General features: G+C 69.1%; 19 protein-coding genes. 13 read left to right on the top strand and 6 right to left on the bottom strand.

Annotated elements, in window-relative coordinates; genetic code table 11:
* Positions 1–76: 76 nt before the first annotated feature.
* From ACIHAX_RS01025 to ACIHAX_RS01010, 4 genes are all read left to right on the top strand, one after another.
* On the top strand, positions 77–1,243 hold the full coding sequence (locus ACIHAX_RS01025; protein ID WP_355076924.1) for a pyridoxal phosphate-dependent aminotransferase: 1,167 nt from the start codon (positions 77–79) through the stop codon (positions 1,241–1,243).
* A 128-nt stretch (positions 1,244–1,371) separates the two neighbouring features.
* Positions 1,372–2,070 carry a TetR family transcriptional regulator gene (locus ACIHAX_RS01020; protein WP_355076926.1) on the top strand — a complete coding sequence of 233 codons (699 nt, stop codon included), beginning with the start codon at positions 1,372–1,374 and terminating at the stop codon, positions 2,068–2,070.
* Positions 2,071–2,076: 6 nt separating this feature from the next.
* Positions 2,077–3,498: an adenylosuccinate lyase gene (gene purB / locus ACIHAX_RS01015; protein ID WP_355076928.1), complete on the top strand. Its 1,422-nt coding sequence runs from the start codon at positions 2,077–2,079 to the stop codon at positions 3,496–3,498.
* 99 nt (positions 3,499–3,597) lie between these two features.
* Positions 3,598–4,017, top strand: a complete 420-nt coding sequence (locus ACIHAX_RS01010) for an HIT family protein (RefSeq protein WP_364425079.1) — start codon at positions 3,598–3,600, stop codon at positions 4,015–4,017.
* Between the two features lie 132 nt (positions 4,018–4,149).
* Here the strand turns inward: ACIHAX_RS01010 and ACIHAX_RS01005 are convergent, their stop codons facing one another.
* A complete protein-coding gene (locus tag ACIHAX_RS01005; RefSeq protein ID WP_397275127.1) occupies positions 4,150–5,238 on the bottom strand; it encodes an alkene reductase in 1,089 nt (362 codons plus the stop codon).
* A 46-nt stretch (positions 5,239–5,284) separates the two neighbouring features.
* Here ACIHAX_RS01005 and ACIHAX_RS01000 point away from each other — a divergent pair, with 46 nt between their 5' ends.
* The 3 genes from ACIHAX_RS01000 to ACIHAX_RS00990 all read left to right on the top strand — a co-directional run bounded on the left by ACIHAX_RS01000 (position 5,285) and on the right by ACIHAX_RS00990 (position 8,681).
* Positions 5,285–5,656: a MerR family transcriptional regulator gene (locus ACIHAX_RS01000; protein ID WP_364425075.1), complete on the top strand. Its 372-nt coding sequence runs from the start codon at positions 5,285–5,287 to the stop codon at positions 5,654–5,656.
* A gap of 10 nt (positions 5,657–5,666) precedes the next feature.
* A complete protein-coding gene (locus ACIHAX_RS00995; RefSeq protein ID WP_355076934.1) occupies positions 5,667–7,835 on the top strand; it encodes a S9 family peptidase in 2,169 nt (722 codons plus the stop codon).
* 144 nt (positions 7,836–7,979) lie between these two features.
* Positions 7,980–8,681 (top strand): DUF2334 domain-containing protein, encoded by a 702-nt coding sequence (locus tag ACIHAX_RS00990; protein ID WP_397275124.1) that lies wholly within the window; start codon positions 7,980–7,982, stop codon positions 8,679–8,681.
* Positions 8,682–8,795: 114 nt separating this feature from the next.
* Here the strand turns inward: ACIHAX_RS00990 and ACIHAX_RS00985 are convergent, their stop codons facing one another.
* Positions 8,796–10,187 carry a glutamate decarboxylase gene (locus ACIHAX_RS00985; RefSeq protein ID WP_397275122.1) on the bottom strand — a complete coding sequence of 464 codons (1,392 nt, stop codon included), beginning with the start codon at positions 10,185–10,187 and terminating at the stop codon, positions 8,796–8,798.
* A 193-nt stretch (positions 10,188–10,380) separates the two neighbouring features.
* On the opposite strand from ACIHAX_RS00985, the gene ACIHAX_RS00980 reads away from it, so the two are divergent.
* Entirely contained in the window at positions 10,381–11,736 is a 1,356-nt protein-coding gene (locus ACIHAX_RS00980) for a dipeptidase (protein ID WP_356963655.1), read from the top strand.
* Positions 11,737–11,738: 2 nt separating this feature from the next.
* On the opposite strand, the gene ACIHAX_RS00975 is transcribed toward ACIHAX_RS00980, so the two are convergent.
* Positions 11,739–12,383, bottom strand: a complete 645-nt coding sequence (locus tag ACIHAX_RS00975) for an MBL fold metallo-hydrolase (RefSeq protein WP_397275119.1) — start codon at positions 12,381–12,383, stop codon at positions 11,739–11,741.
* A gap of 131 nt (positions 12,384–12,514) precedes the next feature.
* Here ACIHAX_RS00975 and purS point away from each other — a divergent pair, with 131 nt between their 5' ends.
* Positions 12,515–12,751 (top strand): phosphoribosylformylglycinamidine synthase subunit PurS, encoded by a 237-nt coding sequence (purS, locus tag ACIHAX_RS00970; protein ID WP_195078153.1) that lies wholly within the window; start codon positions 12,515–12,517, stop codon positions 12,749–12,751.
* On the top strand, positions 12,748–13,425 hold the full coding sequence (gene purQ / locus ACIHAX_RS00965; protein ID WP_355076943.1) for a phosphoribosylformylglycinamidine synthase subunit PurQ: 678 nt from the start codon (positions 12,748–12,750) through the stop codon (positions 13,423–13,425). Before purS ends, purQ begins: the two co-directional genes overlap by 4 nt.
* An 18-nt stretch (positions 13,426–13,443) precedes the next feature.
* Here the strand turns inward: purQ and ACIHAX_RS00960 are convergent, their stop codons facing one another.
* Entirely contained in the window at positions 13,444–14,520 is a 1,077-nt protein-coding gene (locus ACIHAX_RS00960; RefSeq protein ID WP_355076945.1) for a substrate-binding domain-containing protein, read from the bottom strand.
* A gap of 49 nt (positions 14,521–14,569) precedes the next feature.
* Here ACIHAX_RS00960 and ACIHAX_RS00955 point away from each other — a divergent pair, with 49 nt between their 5' ends.
* Positions 14,570–15,001 (top strand): MarR family transcriptional regulator, encoded by a 432-nt coding sequence (locus tag ACIHAX_RS00955; protein ID WP_355076947.1) that lies wholly within the window; start codon positions 14,570–14,572, stop codon positions 14,999–15,001.
* A 228-nt stretch (positions 15,002–15,229) separates the two neighbouring features.
* Positions 15,230–16,528, top strand: a complete 1,299-nt coding sequence (locus tag ACIHAX_RS00950; protein ID WP_397275116.1) for a M18 family aminopeptidase — start codon at positions 15,230–15,232, stop codon at positions 16,526–16,528.
* Here ACIHAX_RS00950 and ACIHAX_RS00945 read toward each other — a convergent pair.
* Positions 16,477–17,790, bottom strand: coding sequence for a glycosyltransferase 87 family protein (locus ACIHAX_RS00945; RefSeq protein WP_397275114.1), 1,314 nt, complete (start codon positions 17,788–17,790; stop codon positions 16,477–16,479). The two genes, ACIHAX_RS00950 and ACIHAX_RS00945, sit on opposite strands and share 52 nt — an antisense overlap.
* A gap of 161 nt (positions 17,791–17,951) precedes the next feature.
* Between ACIHAX_RS00945 and purL the strand changes: the two genes are divergently transcribed.
* The gene (purL, locus tag ACIHAX_RS00940) at positions 17,952–20,246 is read left to right on the top strand and encodes a phosphoribosylformylglycinamidine synthase subunit PurL (RefSeq protein ID WP_397275112.1); all 2,295 of its coding nucleotides are present in this window, start codon (positions 17,952–17,954) and stop codon (positions 20,244–20,246) included.
* A 61-nt stretch (positions 20,247–20,307) separates the two neighbouring features.
* On the opposite strand, the gene ACIHAX_RS00935 is transcribed toward purL, so the two are convergent.
* The gene (locus ACIHAX_RS00935; RefSeq protein WP_355076953.1) at positions 20,308–20,598 is read right to left on the bottom strand and encodes a YiaA/YiaB family inner membrane protein; all 291 of its coding nucleotides are present in this window, start codon (positions 20,596–20,598) and stop codon (positions 20,308–20,310) included.
* Positions 20,599–20,700: the final 102 nt, after the last annotated feature.

Genomic DNA, 20,700 nt, shown 5'->3' with positions numbered 1-20,700 from the left:
TCTCGTCGAGACTTATCGAGCATCGGGTAGACCATAACCGCGACTGCGCGGTGAAGCGTGCTCTACCGTCTGTCGAGTGTCCAGAGAATCTCGCCGGTCGACCATTCCACCTTTCTACGTGATGGATGTGTGGAAAGCCGCCGCGGAACGCGCCCGGACGCACGGTGATGTGCTCGTACTCGCGGCGGGGCAGCCGTCGACGCCTGCGCCCGCGCCGGTGCTGCGCGCGACCCAACTGGCCATTCAGTCCGAATTGCTGGGCTATACCGAGACTTTCGGCATCCTGGCGATTCGGGAAGCGATCGCCGAACATCATCGGGAGACCTATGGTTATCAGGTCGATCCGGACGACGTCGTCGTGACGACCGGCTCGTCCGGCGCCTTCTCGCTGATCTTCCTCGCCGCGTTCGACCCCGGCGACACCGTCGTGGTCGCGCGTCCGGGCTATCCGGCCTACCGCAACACGCTCGCCGCGCTCGGCTGCCGCGTGCTGGAGCTGGACTGCGGCGCGCAGACCAGGTTCCAGCCCACCGTCGCCATGCTCGAAGCGCTTCCGGAGCCGCCCGCCGGTCTGGTGGTGGCCAGCCCTGCCAACCCCACCGGCACCATGATCGCCCCGGCGGAGCTCGCGGCGCTGGCCCGCTGGTGCGAGGAGCACGGCACGCTGCTGATTTCCGACGAGATCTACCACGGCATCACCTATGACACGGGGGCCGACAGCGCGACCTCGTCGGCGTGGGAAACATCGCGGGAAGCGGTGGTGATCGGCTCGGTCTCCAAGTACTTCTCCATGACGGGTTGGCGGCTGGGCTGGATGCTGGTGCCGAGCGGGTTGCGCCCCGCGTTGCAGCGCCTGGCCTCGAACCTGACGGTGTGCCCGCCCGCGATCTCGCAGTACGCGGCGCTGCACGCGTTCGGCGCGGAGGCCAAGGCGGAACTCGACGGGCACGTCCGCCGGTACGCGGTGAACCGCAGGTTGCTGCTGGACGGACTGCCGAAACTGGGCATCACCGACCTGGCCCCGGCCGACGGCGCCTTCTATGCCTACGCCGACATCGGCCACCTCACCGACGACTCCCGCGCCTGGTGCGCCGACGTGCTGAACCACACCGGCGTCGCGCTCGCACCGGGAGTGGATTTCGACACCGTCAACGGACACCGAACGGTACGTTTCTCGTTTGCCGGAGCCACCGCCGACATCGAGGCGGCGCTGCTGCGTCTAGGGCACTATCTACGCGTTTGAAAGCTTTGCCCGGCAAGAACTTTTCGCAGTTCGGCACCCCGGCCGCGCGGATGCGGTAAAACAACGATGGTTGCTTTTCCTCGCTGATTTCCCCTGGAAGAACTGATGACGACTGGCACGATGGCACGGTGATCACCGCGACGACCCCGAAAGGCGAACGGCGTCGCCAGGCTTTGATAGCCGCCGCTGCCGAGCTGTTGCTCGAAGGCGGATTCGAGGCGGTGCGGCATCGTTCGGTTGCGACGCGCGCTGATCTGCCTCTGGCGTCGACCACCTACTACTTCGAATCGCTGGACGACCTCATCGCGCGAGCGGTCGAGTTCAGCGGCAACGCCGAGTTGGACGCGATGCGCAGGCGCGTCGGCGAGGTGAGCCACCGCCGCCGCGGCGCGGAGGCCACCGTCGACCTGGTGCTCGACCTGCTGGTGGGCAGCGACGGGGCCGACGAGGGCGCGCGCGGGCAGCTCATCGCCCGCTACGAGCGATCGGTCGCGTCGGCGCGGCACCCCGAGCTACGCGAAGTCCAGCTACGGCTGCGGGCCCAGCTGGACGAGCTGCTGGCCGACGTGCTGCGCCGATCCGACCGGATGGTGCGGCCGGAACAGTTGCGCCGACTCGTCGCGGTGGTGGACGGAGCCGTGGTCGCCGCGCTCACCGAGATGGACCCGGAGCCCCGGCGGATGGCTCGCGGCGCGCTACTGGAAGTGATCGACATCGTCGCGCCCCCGGCGCGGTCGGCGCCTCCGGAGGCGGCGGCCTACGCGGCCGCGGACAGCCCCGTGCGTGCCACGCCCCAGCAAGTGGATCGTTACCGAGCACTAGACTGACCGGACGTGAGCATCGTCCCCAATGTCCTCGCCACCCGCTACGCCAGTCCCGGGCTGGTGCATCTGTGGTCGCCGGAGCACAAAGTCGTACTCGAGCGGCGGTTGTGGCTGGAGGTGCTGCGGGCACAGGCGGAGCTGGGCGTCGACGTGCCCGACGGGGTGATCGCCGACTACGAGCGGGCGCTCGACGAGGTGGATCTGTCCTCCATCGCCGAACGTGAGCGGGTCACCCGACACGACGTGAAGGCGCGCATCGAGGAGTTCAACGCGCTGGCCGGGCACGAGCACGTGCACAAGGGCATGACCAGCCGCGACCTCACCGAGAACGTGGAGCAGCTGCAGATCCGGCTCTCGCTCGAGCACGTGCACGCGCACGGCGTCGCGATCGCCGCGCGACTGGCCGAGCGCGCCGCGGAATACCAGGCGTTGGTGATGGCGGGCCGCTCGCACAACGTCGCGGCGCAGGCCACCACCCTCGGCAAGCGGTTCGCCTCCGCGGCCGACGAATTGCTGATCGCGCTCACCAGGCTGCGCGAGCTGATCGATCGCTATCCGCTGCGCGGGATCAAGGGCCCGATGGGCACCGCGCAGGACATGCTCGACCTGCTCGGCGGCGACCCGGCCAAGCTCGCCCGGCTGGAGCAGCAGGTCGCCCGGCACCTGGGTTTCGCGACCGTGCTCACCAGCGTCGGCCAGGTCTACCCGCGCTCGCTGGATCACGATGTGCTGTCCACGCTGGTGCAAGTGGGCGCGGGCCCGTCCTCGTTCGCGCACACCATCCGGCTCATGGCCGGGCACGAGCTGGTCACCGAGGGTTTCCAGCCCGGGCAGGTGGGCAGCTCGGCGATGCCGCACAAGATGAACACCCGCTCCTGCGAACGGGTCAACGGTCTGCAAGTGGTGCTGCGCGGTTACGCCTCGATGGCGGCCGAGCTGGCCGGTGCGCAGTGGAACGAGGGCGACGTGTTCTGCTCGGTGGTCCGCCGCGTCGCGCTGCCGGACGCGTTCTTCGCCATCGACGGGATGATGGAGACCTTCCTCACCGTGCTGGCCGAGTTCGGCGCCTACCCGGCGGTGATCGCCCGCGAACTGGACCGGTACCTGCCGTTCCTCGCCACCACGCGCATCCTCATGGCAGCCGTCCGGACCGGTGTCGGCCGCGAGACCGCGCACGAGGTGATCAAGGAGCACGCCGTCGCGGTCGCCTTGGCCATGCGCGAGCAGGGTCGCGAACCCGACCTCCTGGACCGCCTCGCCGCCGACCCGCGCCTCCCGCTCGACCGCCCCGCCCTCGACGCGGCGCTGTCCGACAAGTCCGTCTTCGTCGGCGCCGCCGAAGCCCAGGTCGCCGAGGTGATCGGCCAGGTGCAGAAACTCGTCGACCGGTACCCGGACGCGGCCCGATACTCGCCGTCACCGATCCTCTAGCGGACTGCGCCTTTCGCGGCGAAATCCTTCGTCGCGCGGGCGGGAACCGGAAGGGATTGCGTAGCACGAAGAGACAGACGACCGCATAGGCTGCGAGTCGTGAATCCCTACACGATTTTCGCCGATATCGTTGCCGGGCGGGCGCCGTCGAGCAAGGTCTACGAGGACGACGATGTCGTGGCGTTCATGGACATTCGGCCCATGACGCCGGGGCATCTGCTGGTGGTGCCGAAGGTGGCGGCGCGCAGTCTTGCGGAGCTCGATCCGGTCGTCGGGGGGAAGTTGTTCCAGGTGGGGCAGCGGCTTGCGGCGGCGTTGCGGGCCAGTGAGGTGGGGTGCGACGGGGTGAATTTCTTTCTGGCGGATGGAGTTACCGCCGGGCAAGAGGTATTCCACGTCCACTTGCACGTGATCCCGCGTACTCCGGGCGACGGGTTCGGCTTGCGCGGCCGCCCGACCAGTCCGCGGCGGGAGGATCTGGACTACCTGGCCTCCTCGATCCGCGGCGCGCTGGACTGAGCTCGCCGCGGCTCGGCTCATGGTCGGCGATCATCGCCGAGGCGTCATCGATCGGCGCGGTGATGCCCCGGCCTCTCGGGTTTTCGCGGGACGCGAGGAATCGGCCGCGCCCGCGTTTCCCGTAGCGACGAGTCAGTCGCGCACCAGTTCGGCCGCGGTCCAGTTCGGATAGTCGCTGTAGCCCTCGGCGGTGCGGCCGTACAGGTATTCCTCGCGGATGGGAGCCAGCGGCAGGTCATGCCGAATGCGGTGCACGAGATCGGGATTCGAGATGAACTGCCTGCCGAAGGAAACCAGGTCGGCGTGACCGGCGCGCAGCACCTGTTCCGCGCCCGCCGCCGTGGTCGGCTCGCGATTCTCGCCGATGTTCGCGATGAGCGTGCCGTGCCAGCGCGGCCGCAGGTCGGCCAGCGCCGGGTAGCGGTCGTTGTCGGTCAGGTGCAGGTAGGCCAACTCGCGCCGATCGAGCTCGCTGACGAGTGCGCGGTAGAGCGGGGCCGGGTCCGCCTCGTACATGTTGAACTGGGGATTGCCCGGCGAGAGCCGGATGGCGGTGCGGTGCGCGCCGATGGCCTCGCTCACCGCGTCCACCACCGCGAGAGGCAGCCGCATGCGGTTGGCGATCGAACCGCCGTATTCGTCGTCGCGCAGGTTGGTGTTGTCGGCGAGGAATTGGTGCAGCAGATAGCTGTTCGCGCCGTGGATCTCGACGCCGTCGAAGCCCGCTGCCACGGCATTGCGCGCGGCGGCGGCGTAGTGCTCGATCGTGGCCTCGATATCCGCGCGATCGAGTGCGGCGGGAGTGATCGGATCGGCCTTGCCGCCGTCGATCAGGTGCACTCTGTCGTCGTCCAGCACCGCCGACGGTCCGGCGGGCCAGGATCCATCGATCCGGGCGAGCGGATGACCCTTGCGCCCGCCGTGCATGAGCTGCGCGAAGATCCGTCCGCCGCGCGTGTGCACCGCCTCGGTGACCCGGCGCCACGCCGCGACGTGCGCGGGCGTCTGCAAGCCGGGCACCCACGCTTCGCTCTGGCCGGTCGAATGCGGCCAGATGCCCTCGGTGACGATGAGTCCCGCCGTGGCGCGCTGGGCGTAGTAGGCGGCGACGTCGCCGGTCGGCGAGCCGTCGGGCAGCGAACGCAGCCGGGTCATCGGCGCCATGACGATCCGGTTGGGGAGGTCGAGCGGGTGGTTGCGGTATTCGGTCAACAGCAGCATGGCTGTACCGTAAAACCTGACATTGATGTTAGGTCAAGGAGCGATGGTGCGGATCGGTGAACTCGCCGAGCGGACCGGCGTGAGCGTCCGGTCGCTGCGGTACTACGAGACCAAGGGACTGCTGGCCTCGGAGCGGACCTCCGGCGGGCAGCGAGAGTACGCGGAGACGGCGGTCGACCGCGTCCGGCGCATCCAGCAGATGTTCGCCGCCGGCCTGCACAGCGACACGATCGGCGAACTGCTGCCGTGCATCCACGACGTCGACGGCACGCCCAACGCCAGGGCGACGCCGTTCCTGGTGGAAAAGCTCACCGAGGAGCGCGCCAGGATCGATCAGGCGATGCGCGATCTGCGCCGGACCGGTGACGTGCTCGACGGCATCATCCAGGCGGCGGGCGGCGAGGCATCCGAACAGTAGGGTGGACGCCATGGCTCTCGACAGCGGAACGATCTCCGAACCCGGTAGCGGCGCGGTGGCGCCGCCGGTCGCCAAGACGGTGCCCACCGAGCGGGTGCACCACGGCGACGTGTTCGTCGACGAGTACGAGTGGCTGCGGGACAAGGACAACCCCGACGTCATCGCCTACCTGGAGGCGGAGAACGCTTACACCGAGGCGCAGACCGAGCACCTGAGCACGCTGCGCGAGACGATCTTCGACGAGATCAAAGCGCGCACGCAGGAGACCGATCTGTCGGTGCCAACCCGGCTGGGCGACTACTGGTACTACTCGCGCAGCTTCGAGGGCAAGCAGTACGGCGTGCACTGCCGGTGCCCGATCGCGGCGGGCGCCGAAGGCATCGACGCGTGGACTCCGCCGCAGCTGAACGCCGAGACCGAGGTGCAGGGCGAAGAGGTGCTGCTCGACAGCAACGAACTGGCCGAAGGACACGATTTCTTCTCGCTCGGCGCGTTCTCGATCAGCCATGACGGCACGCTGCTCGCCTACTCGGTGGACAACGTCGGTGACGAGCGGTACGTGCTGCGCTTCAAGGACCTGCGCACCGGCGAACTGCTCGGCGACGAGATCGCGGGCACCGCTCCGGGCGCGACCTGGTCGCTGGACGGTAGCCACGTCTTCTATCAGACCGTCGACGAGTCGTGGCGGCCCGATACGGTGTGGCGGCACCGGCTCGGCGCCACCGATCCCGACGTCAAAGTGTTCCACGAACCCGACGAGCGCTATTGGGTCAGCATCGGCGCGAGCCGCTCGGAGAAATACCTGATGATCTGGGTCGGCTCCAAGATCACCAGCGAGGGCTGGGTCCTCGAGTCCGACGATCCCGAGGGCGAGTTCCGTGTGCTGCTGCCGCGCCGCGAGGGCGTCGAGTACTCCGCCGAGCACGCGGTGATCGGCGGCGAGCACCGCTTCCTGATCCTGCACAACGACGTGGTCGACGGCGTCAAGGCGGAGAACTTCGTGCTCGCCGAGGCGCCGGTGGACGACCCGTCGAACCTCACCCAGCTGATCGGCCATCGCGAGGACGTGCGGCTGGAGGATATCGACGCGTTCCGCGACCACCTGGTGCTCAGCTACCGGCGCGAGGCGCTCACCCGGATCGCGGTGTGGCCGCTGACCGACTCCGGTTACGGCGAGCGCCGGGAACTCGACTTCGATCTGGAACTCTTCGCGGTCGGCGTCGGCTCCAACCCGGAGTGGGCGCAGCCGACCCTGCGCATCGGTGTGACCTCGTTCATCACGCCGATGCAGGTGTTCGACTACGTCCCGGTCACCGGTGAGCTGCTGTTGCGCAAGGAACAGCCCGTGCTCGGCGGCTACGACGCGAACGAGTACGAGCAGCACCGGGATTGGGCCGTGGCCGAGGACGGCACCCGGATTCCGATCTCGCTCGTGCGGAAGAAGACGACGGCCGAGGGGCCGAAGCCGCTGCTGCTGTACGGCTACGGCTCCTACGAGGCGAGCATCGACCCGTCTTTCTCGGTTGCCCGATTGTCGCTGCTGGATCGCGGCATGGTCTTCGCGGTCGCGCACGTGCGCGGCGGCGGCGAGATGGGCAGGCTCTGGTACGAGCACGGCAAGACGCTCACCAAGAAGAACACCTTCACCGACTTCGTCTCCGCCGCACGGCATCTCGTCGACACCGGGGTCACGGCCCCGGACCGGTTGATCGCCGACGGCGGCAGTGCGGGCGGCTTGCTGGTCGGCGCGGTGGCGAACCTGGCCCCCGAACTGTTCACGGGCATTCTGGCGAACGTCCCGTTCGTCGATCCGCTCACCTCCATCCTCGATCCGTCGCTCCCGCTCACCGTGATCGAGTGGGACGAATGGGGGAATCCGCTCGCCGACGAGGACGTCTACGCGTACATGAAGTCCTACTCGCCGTACGAGAACGTCGAAGCCAAGGACTATCCGGCGATCCTGGCCATCACCAGCCTGAACGACACCCGCGTGCTCTACGTCGAGCCCGCGAAGTGGATCGCCAAGCTGCGCGCCACCGCGACCGGTGATGCGCCGCTGTTGCTGAAGACGGAGATGAGCGCGGGCCACGGCGGGGTCAGCGGGCGCTACGAGAAATGGCGGGAAGTGGCCTTCGAGCACGCTTGGATTCTGGACACGCTCGGTCTCGCAGGCGCGTAGCGCACCGGCGCGCCGACGCCCGCCATCGGGTGGCATCGGCGCGCCGACCGCGGGGCGACCACTCGGCACAGGCGTGGCGGAGTGTTCGCCACGTGGTCATACACTCTGCACATCACGGACACGTGCGGCTGGCACCGTGGGGTCATGAACGCTGAGTTGATCGTGTCGATTTCCGGGATCAGGGACACCACCCGGGACACGGCGATCGAATTCGCCGAAGAGATGGATCGGCGCGGCGTGCCGCTCTCGCTGCTGGTCGCGCCGCGGCTGAAGGGCAAATACCGGCTGCTGGAGGATCCCGCGACGCAGGCCTGGCTGCGCGGCAGGCGGGCTCGCGGCGACGCGATCGTGCTACACGGCTACGACCAGGCGGCCACCAAGCGGCGGCGCGCCGAGTTCGCCATGCTGCCCGGACACGAGGCGCGGCTGCGGCTGACCGCCGCGGACCGGGTGCTGGAGCAGGCCGACCTGCGCACCCGGCTGTTCGCCGCTCCCCGCTGGGATGCCTCGACGGGGGCGCTCGAGGCGCTGCCAGGAGCCGGTTTCCGGCTGGCGCTCGGCCTCACGTCGATCGTCGACCTGGAGCGCAACACGGCGCAGAAGGCCAGGGTGTACGGCATCGGCGAGGGTTTCCGCGCGGAACCGTGGTGGTGCCGCGCCCTGGTCATGGGCGCCGCGCGCACCGCCCGTCGCGGCGGGTTGCTGCGGCTGGCCGTGTCCGCCGCACAGCTGGGGCGGTCCGGCCCGCGCCAAGCCATGCTCGACGCCGTCGACCTCGCGCTGTTCCACGGTGCGGTGGGCGCCACCTACCGGTGGGAGCCCTTCGCGGCGGCTCGGGCCGCATGACTGACGCCGCGGGCGACGGTGGGTCGGCTCCATCGCCCGCGGCCGGTCGGGACCGCCTTCGCGCGACCGATCGGCGCCGCCGCCCGCGAATGGCGTAGCCGGGCGGCGGCGCTGTCAGGACGCGGCGATCGACGGCTTCGCTACGGCGGGCGCAGCGTCGTGTGTGAAGCCGCCCGCCTCGGCGCGCGTGAGCGAGGTCGAGAACGGCCGCTGCCGCAGCTGCCGCATGCAGCGGTCGAGGTCCGCGAGCAGCAGGTCGGCCATGTCGATGGTGAAGCCGTGGCGCAGCACCGCCCGCATCACCGTCTCGTCGTTCCGGTCGGCGGGCAGCGGATAGGCGGCGATCAGCCAGCCTCGGGAACGCAGCCGGTCGGACAGGTCGTAGAGGTTGAAGCCGGGATCGCCGGTCAGGCGCCAGCACACCGCCGTGATGCCGCGTTGCGGGTCGCCGTCGTGGATCAGTTCGAAGACCCCGAGCCCGCGCACTCCCGCGGCCAAGTGCTGCGCCGCGCGGTAGATCGCGGACTGCACCCGCGCGTAGCCGGTGCGCCCCAGCCGGATGAACTGGTAGTACTGCGTGATCGCCTGCCCGCCGGGCCGGGAGAAGTTCAGGTTGAAGGTGGCCATGCTGCCGCCGAGGTAGTCGACGTCGAAGATCAACTCCTCCGGCAGGTCGTCGGCTTCGCGCCAGATCGCCCAGCCCGCGCCGAGTGGGGCCAACCCGGTCTTGTGGCCGGAGGCGTTGATCGACTTGACCCTGGGCAGCCGGAAATCCCAGACCAGATCCGGTGCGGCGAACGGGGCCAGGAAGCCGCCGCTGGCCGCGTCGACGTGAATGGGGATGTCCAGGCCCTTCTCGCGCTGCAAGGCATCGAGCGCCGCGCTGATCCCGGCCACATCCTCGAACAGGCCGGTGTAGGTCTGCCCGAAGGTGGGCACGACCATCATGGTGTTCGCGTCGCAGTACTGGGCGAGGTCGTCGGGGTGCATGGTGAGCCGCTCGCCACGTAGCGGGATCTGGCGGATCTCGACATCGAAATAGCGCGCGAATTTCTCCCAGCACACCTGCACCGGTCCACAGACGAAGTTGGGCGTCCCCGTGCCGCCGCGCTTGCGCCAGCGGAATTTCGCCGCCAAGCCGCCGAGCATGGCCGCCTCGCTGGATCCGGTGGTCGAGGTGCCGTGCGTGACGGCCGGATCCGGCGCGTGCCACAGATCGGCGACCATCCGGACGGCTCGGCGCTCCAGCTCGGCGGTCTGCGGATACTCGTCCTTGTCGACGATGTTCTTGTCCAGGCATTCGGACATCAGCCTGCGCGCCTGGTCGTCCACCCAGGTGGTGCAGAACGTGGCCAGGTTCATCCTGGAGACGCCGTCGAGCATCAGTTCGTCGTGCACGATCTCGTAGGCGACCTGAGGGAACATCTCGTGCGCGGGGAATCCGGACCGGGGCGCGGACCGGCTGAGCCCCGGCAGGGCGAACAGGTCATCGGCTGCTTCGGACATGAGAACGGCCTCCCGATTAGACGTTGTGCGGGTGTGCCTGCCGAGGATGCCGACAGTTAGCCAACGCCCTCGACGCTCAGCTTGGCACACCCTTTCCACCATCGGGCGCACTTCCCGCTTCCGCGCGCGGACCGTCCGAACACCCGGCAGGCGGCGCGAACTCCGCCCGAGGAACGGGGGATAGGGTGGGGGAATGGCGGAGGATGTGCGGGTGGCGGAATTGCGCGGTGCCGTGGCCGGATTGATGGACCAGGCGAAAACCGATTTGGCGCAGCTTGTTTCGTTCCAATCGGTGGCCGATCCACGGCAGTATCCGATCGAGGAGTGCGACATGGCGGCCCAGTGGGTGGCGGACGCGTTCGTCGCCGCCGGACTGACCACGGTCGGCTTACACGAAACGCCGGACGGCACCAAGGCGGTCGTCGCGTCCCGGCCCGCCCCCGACGGCGCGCCCACGGTGTTGCTCTACTGTCACTACGACGTTCAGCCCCCGATGGACGAGGCGGCGTGGCGCACCCCGCCGTGGGAACTGACCGAGCGCGACGGGCGCTGGTACGGACGCGGCAGCGCCGACTGCAAGGGCAACATCGTCATGCACCTGACGGCGTTGCGCGCGCTCGGCCCGGATCTGCCGTTGGGGGTGACCGTCGTCGCCGAAGGTTCCGAGGAGCAGAGCACCGGAGGACTGGAGCGCTTCGTCGAGGCCAATCCGGAACTGCTGCGCGCGGACGCGATCGTGGTCGGCGACTGCGGCAACTTCGCCGCCGGTGTGCCGACCCTGACCCAGACGTTGCGCGGCGGCGTGAACGTGGTGGTCACCATCGAAACGCTCGCCAGCCCTTTGCATTCCGGCATGTTCGGCGGCCCCGCCCCGGACGCGCTGGCCGCGCTGATCCGCTTGCTGGCCTCGCTGCGCGACGAGCGGGGCAACACCACCATCGACGGGTTGTCGAACGATCAGGTCTGGCCGGGGGTCCAGTACCCGAGCGAGCAGTTCCACGCCGACGCGCGCGTCCTGCGCGACGTCGAACTCATCGGTGACGGCACTGTCGCCGACATGCTCTGGGCGCGACCGGCGCTGACCGTGCTCGGCATCGACGCGCCGCCGGTGGTCGGATCGGCCGCCGCGATCCCCGCGACCGCGCGGGCCCGCCTCAACCTGCGTATTCCGCCTGGCACCGACCCGGAAGACGCGTACCAGGCGCTGCTCGCGCATCTCGAGGCCAACACGCCGTGGCGCGCCAGGCTGACCGTCGAGCTGGAAGGCACCGCAGCGCCGTTCCGTTCCTCGACCGGCGGGCCCGCGCGCGCCGCGATGGAAGCGGCGCTGGCCGCGTCCTACGGCCGCCCGGCGACCACCCAGGGGCAGGGCGGCTCGATTCCGCTGTGCAACGTCTTCGCCACCACCTATCCGGACGCGGAGATCATGCTGATGGGTGTCGAGGAGCCGAAGTCCTTGATCCACGCGCCCAACGAGAGCGTGGATCCGAAGGAGATCGAACACATGGCGCTGGCCGAGGCGATATTCCTCGCCACCTACGCCGGGTAGCGCTACAGATCGGTGTCTTTCTCCGCCTCGAGCACCCGGAATTCGGTTCCGGCCGGGGCCATCTCCGACAGCCTGCCGAAATAGATGCCCTGCGCCTCCTCCCGGATGATGCCGTAGTGGATGGGCAGCGCGACACGCGGAGCGACCGCGCGGAGGTAATCGACGGCTTCGCTGATCCGCATCCAGGGCGCGGCGGCCGGTGCGGCGAGCACGCCGACCGGGACCGGGGGCACCCACAGCGAGTCGCCGGGGTGGACGAGCTGGGCCGGGTCGTCGGCGGTGCCCAGTTGGAAGACGGTGTTGTCGATCACGGGGATCTCCGGATGGATGATCGCGTGCCTGCCCCCGCCGCCGGTGATCCGGAGATCGCCGAGGGTCAGCACGTTGCCCGCATGCACCGCCTCCCACCGTTCGCCGCGCTGCTCGGCGGTCTGCGGGTCCGACAGCAACCGTGCGCCGGGGTTCGCGTCGATCAGCGCCTCGATCCGGTTCGGGTCGATGTGGTCGGGATGCTGATGGGTGACCGCGATCGCGTCCAGGCCGGTGAGGCCCTCGAAGCCGTGCGAGAAGGTGCCCGGATCGAACAGGATCTTCTTGCCGTGCAGCTCGACGAGGAGGCAGGAATGGCCGAAGTGGGCTATGCGCATGCCGCCATGCTAACCACGCCGGGTGTGTTCTCCACGACAGCGCCACGGTCTCGGCCGACCCCGCGGATGACGCACGCGACCAGCACAACTACGCTGCTGAGGTAACCCCCCAACCACATGAGGAGCAACGCGTGGCACGAGTCGTGGTCGAGGTGATGCCGAAGGCCGAGATCCTGGATCCGCAGGGGCAGGCCATCGTTGGCGCACTCCCGCGTCTGGGATTCGAGGGCATCTCGGACGTGCGGCAGGGCAAGCGATTCGAACTCGACGTCGACGACAGCGTCGACGACGCGGCGCTCGAGCAGATCGCCGAATCGCTGTTGTGCAACACGGTGATCGAGGAGTGGAAGGTGGTTCGCGTCTCATGACCGCGCGCATCGGGGTCATCACGTTCCCCGGCACGCTCGACGACATCGACGCGGCCAGGGCGGTGCGTCTGGCCGGCGCCGAGGCGGTCGACCTGTGGCATGCCGACGCCGACCTGAAGGGCGTCGACGCGGTGATCGTGCCCGGCGGCTTCTCCTACGGCGACTACCTGCGTGCGGGCGCCATCGCCCGTTTCGCCCCGGTGATGGGCGAGGTCGTGCGAGCGGCGGGCTCCGGGCTGCCGGTGCTCGGCATCTGCAACGGCTTCCAGGTGCTGTGCGAGGCCGGCCTGCTGCCCGGCGCGCTGACCCGCAACGAGGGGCTGCACTTCATCTGCCGCGACGAGTGGCTCACCGTGGAGTCGGTGTCGACCGCGTGGACCTCCCGCTTCGAGACGGGCGCGCAGATCCTCGTCCCGCTCAAGTCCGGGGAGGGGCGCTACCAGGCGTCGGAGGCCGTGCTGGACCAGCTCGAAGGCGAGGGCCGCGTGGTCTTCCGCTACGCGAGCGACAACCCGAACGGCTCGCAGCGTGGTATCGCGGGTATCGCCTCGGCCAACGGTCGCGTCGTCGGCCTGATGCCGCATCCCGAACATGCCACCGAGCCGCTGACCGGCCCCAGCGACGACGGGCTCGGCCTGTTCCTCTCGGTGCTGGACACGCTGGTCGGGGTGTGATCGTCCCGCGGCGTCGGGTCAGCTGATCCGGTCGACGATCTCGAAGTCGACGCCGTTCGCGCGGGCGATGTAGCCGTGCTGAATCGCCTGATTGCCTCGGAAACCCCTGATTCCGGAAGGGGTTTCGAGGTGCAGGCCGTGGTCGAGGGCGTCGAGGATCTCCGGCACCTCCAGTGATCCGACCGTCCGCGCGAGCGCGCCCAGCGTGTGGACGGCTTCGTAGGTGGCGTTGCTGAAGCTGGTCAGCGCGGGAGCGAACGCGCCGTGCCGCGCGCGATAGCGGGTCATCCGGTCGCGTCCGTCGGACATACGGTCGTCGAGGAAGAAGCTGGACGCCACGAAGAAGTCGTGGTTCGCCTCCGCTCCCGCTGCCAACAGCACGTTTTCGTCGGCGGCCGGACTCACCCGCAACTGCGTCGCGGCACGGCCACTGGCCGCGTACTGCCGGTTGAAGCGGGCGACGTCGGCGCCGACCATCAGGATCACCACGGCGTCGGCCAAGTCCAGCGCCGGATGGGCGAGGAAGTCCGCGAAATCCGCGTATCCCAGTGGCACATACCTTTCCAGCACGATCGCGGCCGGGTCGGACAGGCTTTCCCGAATCGCCTTGGCGGACCGGCGCGGCCAGATGTAGTCGTTGCCGATGACGGCCCAGCGCCGCACGCCGTACTCGCGTTCGAGCCAGTGCACGGCGGCCACGGTCTGTCCGGCCGGGTGCTCGCCGAGCATCAGCACGCCGGGTAGCTCGTCGGTCAGTCCCTCGTGGCTGGTGGCGTACAGGTACGGCACCCGGCCCGCACCGGCTCGCGCCACGGCCCGCCGCACCGCGGAGGTGTGCCAGCCGGTGATGGCGTGCACCATGCCGGTGGCCAGCAGGGCGGAGACCTCGGCGGCCACCTCGTGCGGCGACCGTCCCCCGTCGATATTCGTAGTACGAATTTCCCGCCCTAGAATTCCCGCGCCTCGGTTGATTTCGTCGACCGCGAGCGATATCGCCGCATCGCAGGACGGCGCGACGATACCGCCAGGTCCCTGCCGTGGCACTATGTTCAGGACCTCGATCGTGCCGTCGGGGCTCTCGATCGGCGTCGACATTCGGTACTCTTCTTCTCGTTCGAACGGAATTCACGGCAGGCGGGAAATAATGACGTCCATTGTAAGCGGAAATTCGACGCTGCATGGCGCGCTGCGTGCCGCGGAGCGCGGTTGGGTACGGCATTTGGACGCGGCGCTGTGCGCCAGGCAGCTCTCGCCGGATCAGTGGTCGATGCTGTCGAATCTGTGCGGCGACGCGGGTATCACGATGACCGAGCTGGCGGCCAAATCGCAGCTCGCGCCGTCCTCTGCCACCAGGCATGCCGACTATCTGGCCGAGCGCGGCCTGATCTTCCGGCTCGCCGCGCAGGACGATCGGCGCCGCATCCTGATCGGCCTGAGCAGGCTCGGCGCCGACTTGGTCGGCGAGGTGCGCGCGGAGGAGGCGCGCGCCGAGCAGGAGTTGCGCGGGCGAATCGGCGCACGCCGATATACCGAACTCATGCGATTGCTCGACCTGGTTTCCATCGCCTCGGAGTAAATACTCCGGCGTACCGGACATTCGTCCGATGAATGCCGCGTACGTCCGATTCGTGATCGGTCGCCGGACCATTCTTGCCCTTATGTTGTGGGATGAATCGACGGGCGCCTCGAGCTGATCTCGGTGCGGCTATAACGGTATAGTCCGGACCGTTTCGGACGGTATTCGCCACGCGTGCCCAGCGACCGGGACACGCCGGTCGCGCCCCGCTTGCCTAGGATCGCAGGCATGCCCGTCTCCACCACCGCAGCCACGGCCGCCGGGCTGTGCGCGTTCATCGATGCGTCCCCGTCGCCGTTCCACGTCTGCCGCACGGTCGCCGCGGAATTGGACGCGCGCGGGTTCACCCGGCTCGCCGAGTCGCAGACCTGGTCTGCGGAGAGCCCGGGCAGGCATTACGTGATTCGCGGTGGGTCGCTGGTCGCCTGGGCGGCGGGGGACACCGCGGCCGCGACGGGGTTCCGCGTGGTCGGAGCGCACACCGACAGTCCCAACCTGCGCGTCAAGCAGCATCCCGACCTGACCTCGGCGGGCTGGCAGCTGGTCGGGCTGGAGCCCTACGGTGGTGCGTGGCTGAACTCGTGGCTCGACCGGGAGCTGGGTGTTTCCGGTCGGCTGAGCGTGCGGGACGGAACCACAATGCGCGAGCGCCTGGTTCGCATCGATGAGCCGATCCTGCGGGTGCCGCAGCTGGCCATCCATCTGTCCGAGGACCGTAGGGGTGTGACGCTGGATCCGCAGCGGCACGTCAACGCGGTGTGGGGCGCGGGGTACGAGGCGGCCGCCTTCATCGATTTCGTGGCCGACTGGGCCGAGGTCGATCCGGGCGACGTGCTCGGCTGGGAGCTGATGACCCACGACCTGACGCCGAGCAGGCTGATCGGGCGGGACCAGGACTTGGTCAGCGCGCCGCGACTGGACAACCAGGGCACCTGCTTCGCGGGCTTGCAGGCGTTCCTGGCCGCGATCGAGGAGCCGGGCGCGGCCGTCCCGGTGCTGGCCATGTTCGACCACGAGGAGGTCGGCAGTCAGTCCGACCGCGGCGCGCAGTCCGATCTGCTGCCCGCGGTGCTGGAGCGGATCGTGCTCGCGCGCGGCGGCGGCCGCGCCGAATATCTCGCCGCACTGGCCGGTTCGGTGTGCGCGTCCGGCGACATGGCGCACGCGACGCACCCGAACTATCCGGAGCGGCACGAGCCCGCGCACCGGATCGAGGTGAACGGCGGGCCGGTGCTGAAGGTCAACCAGAATCTGCGCTATGCCACGGACTCCACCGGCGCGGGCGCGTTCGCGCTGGCCTGCGCGCAGGCCGCGGTCCCGTTGCAGCGTTACGTCCATCGCGCCGACCTGCCCTGTGGCTCCACCATCGGGCCGATGACCGCGGCGCGTACCGGCATGTCGACCGTCGACGTCGGTGCGCCGCAGCTGGCGATGCATTCGGCGCGCGAGCTGATGGGCGCGTTCGACGTTCCGGCCTACGCCGCCGCGCTGGCCGCCTTCCTCACGCCCGAGACCACCGGGCGATAGGTGAACACCGCGACGACGAACACGGCGAAAGTGGCGAGCACGTAATTGCTTCCGATGATCTGCTGCCACCAGGCCCAGTCCAGCTCGCGGTCGCGCGAGTGCGGCAGCAGCCAGTGCGGGCCGACCAGGAACAGCGCGGCGGCGACCGTGACCACGCCGATCGCCCGCGGGCTGCGCGCACCGCGCACCATGAGGTCGGCGGCGACGACCAGTGCGGGCGCGATCCACACCCAGTGATGCGACCACGACACCGGCGAGACCAGCAGCACCGCCGCGGCGTTCACCAGCAGCGCCGCCACGGTGGCGCCCGCCTCGATCAGCCTGCGCATCCACACCGCGGCCAGCGCGACCGCCAGCACCGACAAGGTGATCCACACCAGTGTGGCCGCCGTGTCGCCGATGCCGAGGCGGAAGGCCATGCCTTTGATGGACTGGTTGCCCGCGAAGTAAGGAGGTCCGATCCGGCCGGTGTCGGCGAGGGTGTGGAACCAATAGTCCACGGAATCGCCGGGGAACAGCAGGAATCCGAGACCCACCGCCGCGATCGCGGAGACCACCAGTGTGCCCGCGGCTTTCCAGTCCTTGCGCAGCACGAAGTACAGCAGATAACCGGCGGGGATCAGCTTCACCGACACCGCGATGCCGATCAGCATGCCGCGCGGCCAGAAAGGCTTGCGCGCCAGGCAGTCCAGTGTGATCGCGGCCATCAGCACCAGGTTGATCTGGCCGAAGCCGAAGGTCTGGCGGATGGGTTCGAAGAACTGCGCCACCGCGACCGCGCCGATGACCAGCGTGAGCAGGATCGGGCGCGACAGCTCGGGCCGCAGGCGGGTCAGCACCAGCCACAGCGAGATGCCAAGGCTGACTACATTGGTGACGACCACCAGCACCTCGGCGGCGACCAGCGGCATCAGGGCCAGCGGCGCGAAGAACAACGCGGCCAAGGGTGGATAGGTGAACGGCAGTCCGATTCCCTCGACCGGCGGCATCGGGCCGTACAGGTCGCCGTCGTCCAGCCAGACCCGGGCGCCGTTGCGATACACCTGGAGGTCGATGTAGCCGTGCCACCAGTGCGCGAGCAGCGAGACGATCGCCGACACCGCGAACAACGCGATCGCAGCAATCAGCCAGCGTACTTGCGGGCTCAGTGGGTTCGGCGACGCGTGACCGGATGTGGTCCCCGATCCGCCGCTGCCGGTCGGCGCGGCATCCGAGGTGACCGATCTCTCACCCGGATTCGCGACCCCCGATCCTTCGTTCACGGGCCCAGAGTAGCCGGTGCGCATAGTCGGTACCCAGTGCCTCTAGACTTACACGTAGGCATCTCGCCGCCGCCCAGTGACAACGCTCGTCGCTTCGCTGAGCTCGCCCACCCCGCCGGCTTGCCGACCCCCATGCCCGGCCGAAAGGACCCTGGTACTCCGTGACTCCGCAGGTCGACACCGTCAGCGCAGCCGCAGCAAACCCCGACGTGGCGCAACCCTACAAAGAACTCGGCCTCAAAGACGACGAGTACGCCCGCATCAAGGAGATCCTCGGTCGCAGGCCGACCGACGCCGAGCTGGCGATGTACTCGGTGATGTGGAGCGAACACTGCTCCTACAAGTCCTCCAAGGTGCACCTGCGCTACTTCGGCCAGACCACCACCGACGAGATGCGCGAATCCATGCTCGCGGGCATCGGCGAGAACGCGGGCGTCGTCGACGTGGGTGACGGCTGGGCGGTCACCTTCAAGGTGGAGAGCCACAATCACCCCTCCTACGTGGAGCCGTACCAGGGCGCGGCCACCGGCGTCGGCGGCATCGTGCGCGACATCATGGCGATGGGCGCGCGCCCGATCGCGGTGATGGACCAGCTGCGCTTCGGCGCGGCGGACGCGGCCGACACCCGTCGCGTGGTGGACGGCGTGGTGCGCGGTGTGGGCGGCTACGGCAACTCGCTCGGCCTGCCGAACGTCGGCGGCGAGACCGTGTTCGACGCCTCCTATCAGGGCAACCCGCTGGTGAACGCGCTCTGCGCCGGCGTGATGCGAGTCGAGGACCTGCACTTGGCCTTCGCCTCCGGCACCGGCAACAAGATCGTGCTGTTCGGCGCGCGCACCGGCCTGGACGGCATCGGCGGCGTCTCGGTGCTGGCCTCGGACACCTTCTCCGGCGACGAATCCGGCTCCGGCCGCAAGAAGCTGCCGTCGGTGCAGGTGGGCGACCCGTTCACCGAGAAGGTGCTCATCGAGTGCTGTCTAGAGCTGTACGCGGCGAAGCTGGTGGTGGGCATCCAGGACCTCGGCGGCGCCGGATTGTCCTGTGCCACATCCGAACTCGCGGCGGCCGGCGACGGCGGCATGCACATCGAGCTGGACAAGGTGCCGCTGCGCGCGACCGGCATGACGCCCGCCGAAGTGCTCTCCAGCGAATCGCAGGAGCGCATGTGCGCGGTCGTCACTCCCGAGAACGTGGACGCGTTCATGGCCGTGTGCCGCAAGTGGGACGTGCTGGCCACGGTGATCGGCGAGGTCACCGACGGTGACCGGCTGGTGGTCACCTGGCACGGCGAGACGGTGGTCGACGTGCCGCCGCGCACCGTCGCGCACGAGGGTCCGGTGTACGAGCGCCCGGTCGCGCGCCCCGACGAGCAGGACGCGCTGATCGCCGACACCCCGGACCGGCTCGCCCGTCCGAAAACCGCCGACGAACTGCGCGCGACGCTGCTGCGGATGATCTCCAGCCCGCAGCTGTGCAGCCGCAAGTGGATCACCGAGCAGTACGACCGCTACGTGCGCGGCAACACCGTGCTGGCCGATCAGGCCGACGCGGGCGTCATCCGGATCGATGAGGAGACCGGCCGAGGCATCGCGCTGGCCACCGACGCGTCCGGCCGCTACACCAAGCTGGACCCCTATGCCGGTGCGCAGCTCGCGCTGGCCGAGGCCTACCGCAACGTGGCCAGCACCGGTGCAACGCCGAAGGCGGTCACCAACTGCCTGAACTTCGGTTCGCCCGAGGATCCCGGGGTGATGTGGCAGTTCCAGCAGGCGGTGCGCGGCCTGGCCGACGGTTGCGTGGCGCTCGGCATCCCGGTCACCGGCGGCAACGTCAGCTTCTACAACCAGACCGGCCAGACGGCGATCCTGCCGACCCCGGTGGTCGGCGTGCTCGGCGTGATCGACGACGTGCACCGCCGCATCCCGACCGGGATCGGCCTGGAGCCGGGCGAGACGCTGATCCTGCTCGGCGAGACCCGCGACGAGTTCGGCGGGTCGATCTGGTCGCAGGTTGCGCACGACCATCTCGGCGGCGTCCCGCCGAAGGTCGACTTCGCCCGCGAACAGCTGCTCGCCGAGGTGCTGACCGCCGGTTCGCGCGACGGCATGATCAGCGCCGCGCACGACCTGTCCGAGGGCGGTCTCGCTCAAGCTGTCGTCGAAGCGGCGCTCGCCGGTGAGACCGGTTGCCGCATCCTGCTTCCCGAGGACGCGGATCCGTTCGTCACGCTGTTCTCCGAGTCGGCGGGCCGTGTGCTGGTCGCGGTTCCCCGCTCGGAGGAGACCAGGTTCACCCGCATGTGCACCGCGCGCGAACTGCCGTGGGTGCGCATCGGCGTGGTCGATCAGGGCTCGGATTCGGTCGAGGTGCAGGGCCAGTTCTCGATCGCCATGGACGAGTTGCGGACCGCGCACGAGGGCACGCTGCCGAAGCTGTTCGGCGCCGGAACCGTCTGACGAGACGCCCACCTGGGCGGGCCTGAACCCCTCGTTACCGGGCCCGCCCAGGTGCGCGTACTCAGGCGACGGAATTGAACGGATCGTGCTCGGAGAGCAGCTTCTCCATCCGCGCCTGATCGATGCGACCGTGAACGGTCGCCGCCTCGTGCTGGTCGCGCACCACTTTCGCCAGCGTGAAGGTGCTGGTCACCAGGAAGAACACGGACATACCGAGGAATCCGCGCTGCCAGACGTCCAGCGGGAGCGCGTAGATCCCGATGCCGATGCCGACGAAACTGATGCCGAAGGCGATCGCGGCCTGTGCGACGTAAGCGGCGCTGGCTTTCTGCGCCGCGGTCGTTGTGCTCATGGACCAAAGTTTCCGGATGGCGCGACCCGCGCACCCGTGTACAACTACTCGAGCGAAATGGGTAGTTGCCATCCGCGCGAACGCGTCCGATCACGGGGTCGC

The organism is Nocardia sp. NPDC051929, from assembly GCF_044548645.1.
Classification (GTDB): domain Bacteria; phylum Actinomycetota; class Actinomycetes; order Mycobacteriales; family Mycobacteriaceae; genus Nocardia; species Nocardia sichangensis.
Note: the sequence above shows the minus strand (reverse complement) of the source record. Positions and strands in the feature narration are given on the sequence as shown.

Excerpts from the sequence above, each read along its gene's own strand:
- ACIHAX_RS00990 (WP_397275124.1), top strand. The coding sequence starts at position 7,980 with ATGAACGCTGAGTTGATCGTGTCGATTTCCGGGATCAGGGACACCACC.
- ACIHAX_RS00985 (WP_397275122.1), bottom strand. The coding sequence starts at position 10,187 with ATGTCCGAAGCAGCCGATGACCTGTTCGCCCTGCCGGGGCTCAGCCGG.
- ACIHAX_RS00950 (WP_397275116.1), top strand. The coding sequence starts at position 15,230 with ATGCCCGTCTCCACCACCGCAGCCACGGCCGCCGGGCTGTGCGCGTTC.
- purQ (WP_355076943.1), top strand. The coding sequence starts at position 12,748 with ATGACCGCGCGCATCGGGGTCATCACGTTCCCCGGCACGCTCGACGAC.
- ACIHAX_RS00960 (WP_355076945.1), bottom strand. The coding sequence starts at position 14,520 with ATGTCGACGCCGATCGAGAGCCCCGACGGCACGATCGAGGTCCTGAAC.
- ACIHAX_RS00955 (WP_355076947.1), top strand. The coding sequence starts at position 14,570 with ATGACGTCCATTGTAAGCGGAAATTCGACGCTGCATGGCGCGCTGCGT.
- ACIHAX_RS00980 (WP_356963655.1), top strand. The coding sequence starts at position 10,381 with ATGGCGGAGGATGTGCGGGTGGCGGAATTGCGCGGTGCCGTGGCCGGA.
- ACIHAX_RS01005 (WP_397275127.1), bottom strand. The coding sequence starts at position 5,238 with ATGCTGCTGTTGACCGAATACCGCAACCACCCGCTCGACCTCCCCAAC.
- ACIHAX_RS00975 (WP_397275119.1), bottom strand. The coding sequence starts at position 12,383 with ATGCGCATAGCCCACTTCGGCCATTCCTGCCTCCTCGTCGAGCTGCAC.
- ACIHAX_RS00935 (WP_355076953.1), bottom strand. The coding sequence starts at position 20,598 with ATGAGCACAACGACCGCGGCGCAGAAAGCCAGCGCCGCTTACGTCGCA.
- ACIHAX_RS00995 (WP_355076934.1), top strand. The coding sequence starts at position 5,667 with ATGGCTCTCGACAGCGGAACGATCTCCGAACCCGGTAGCGGCGCGGTG.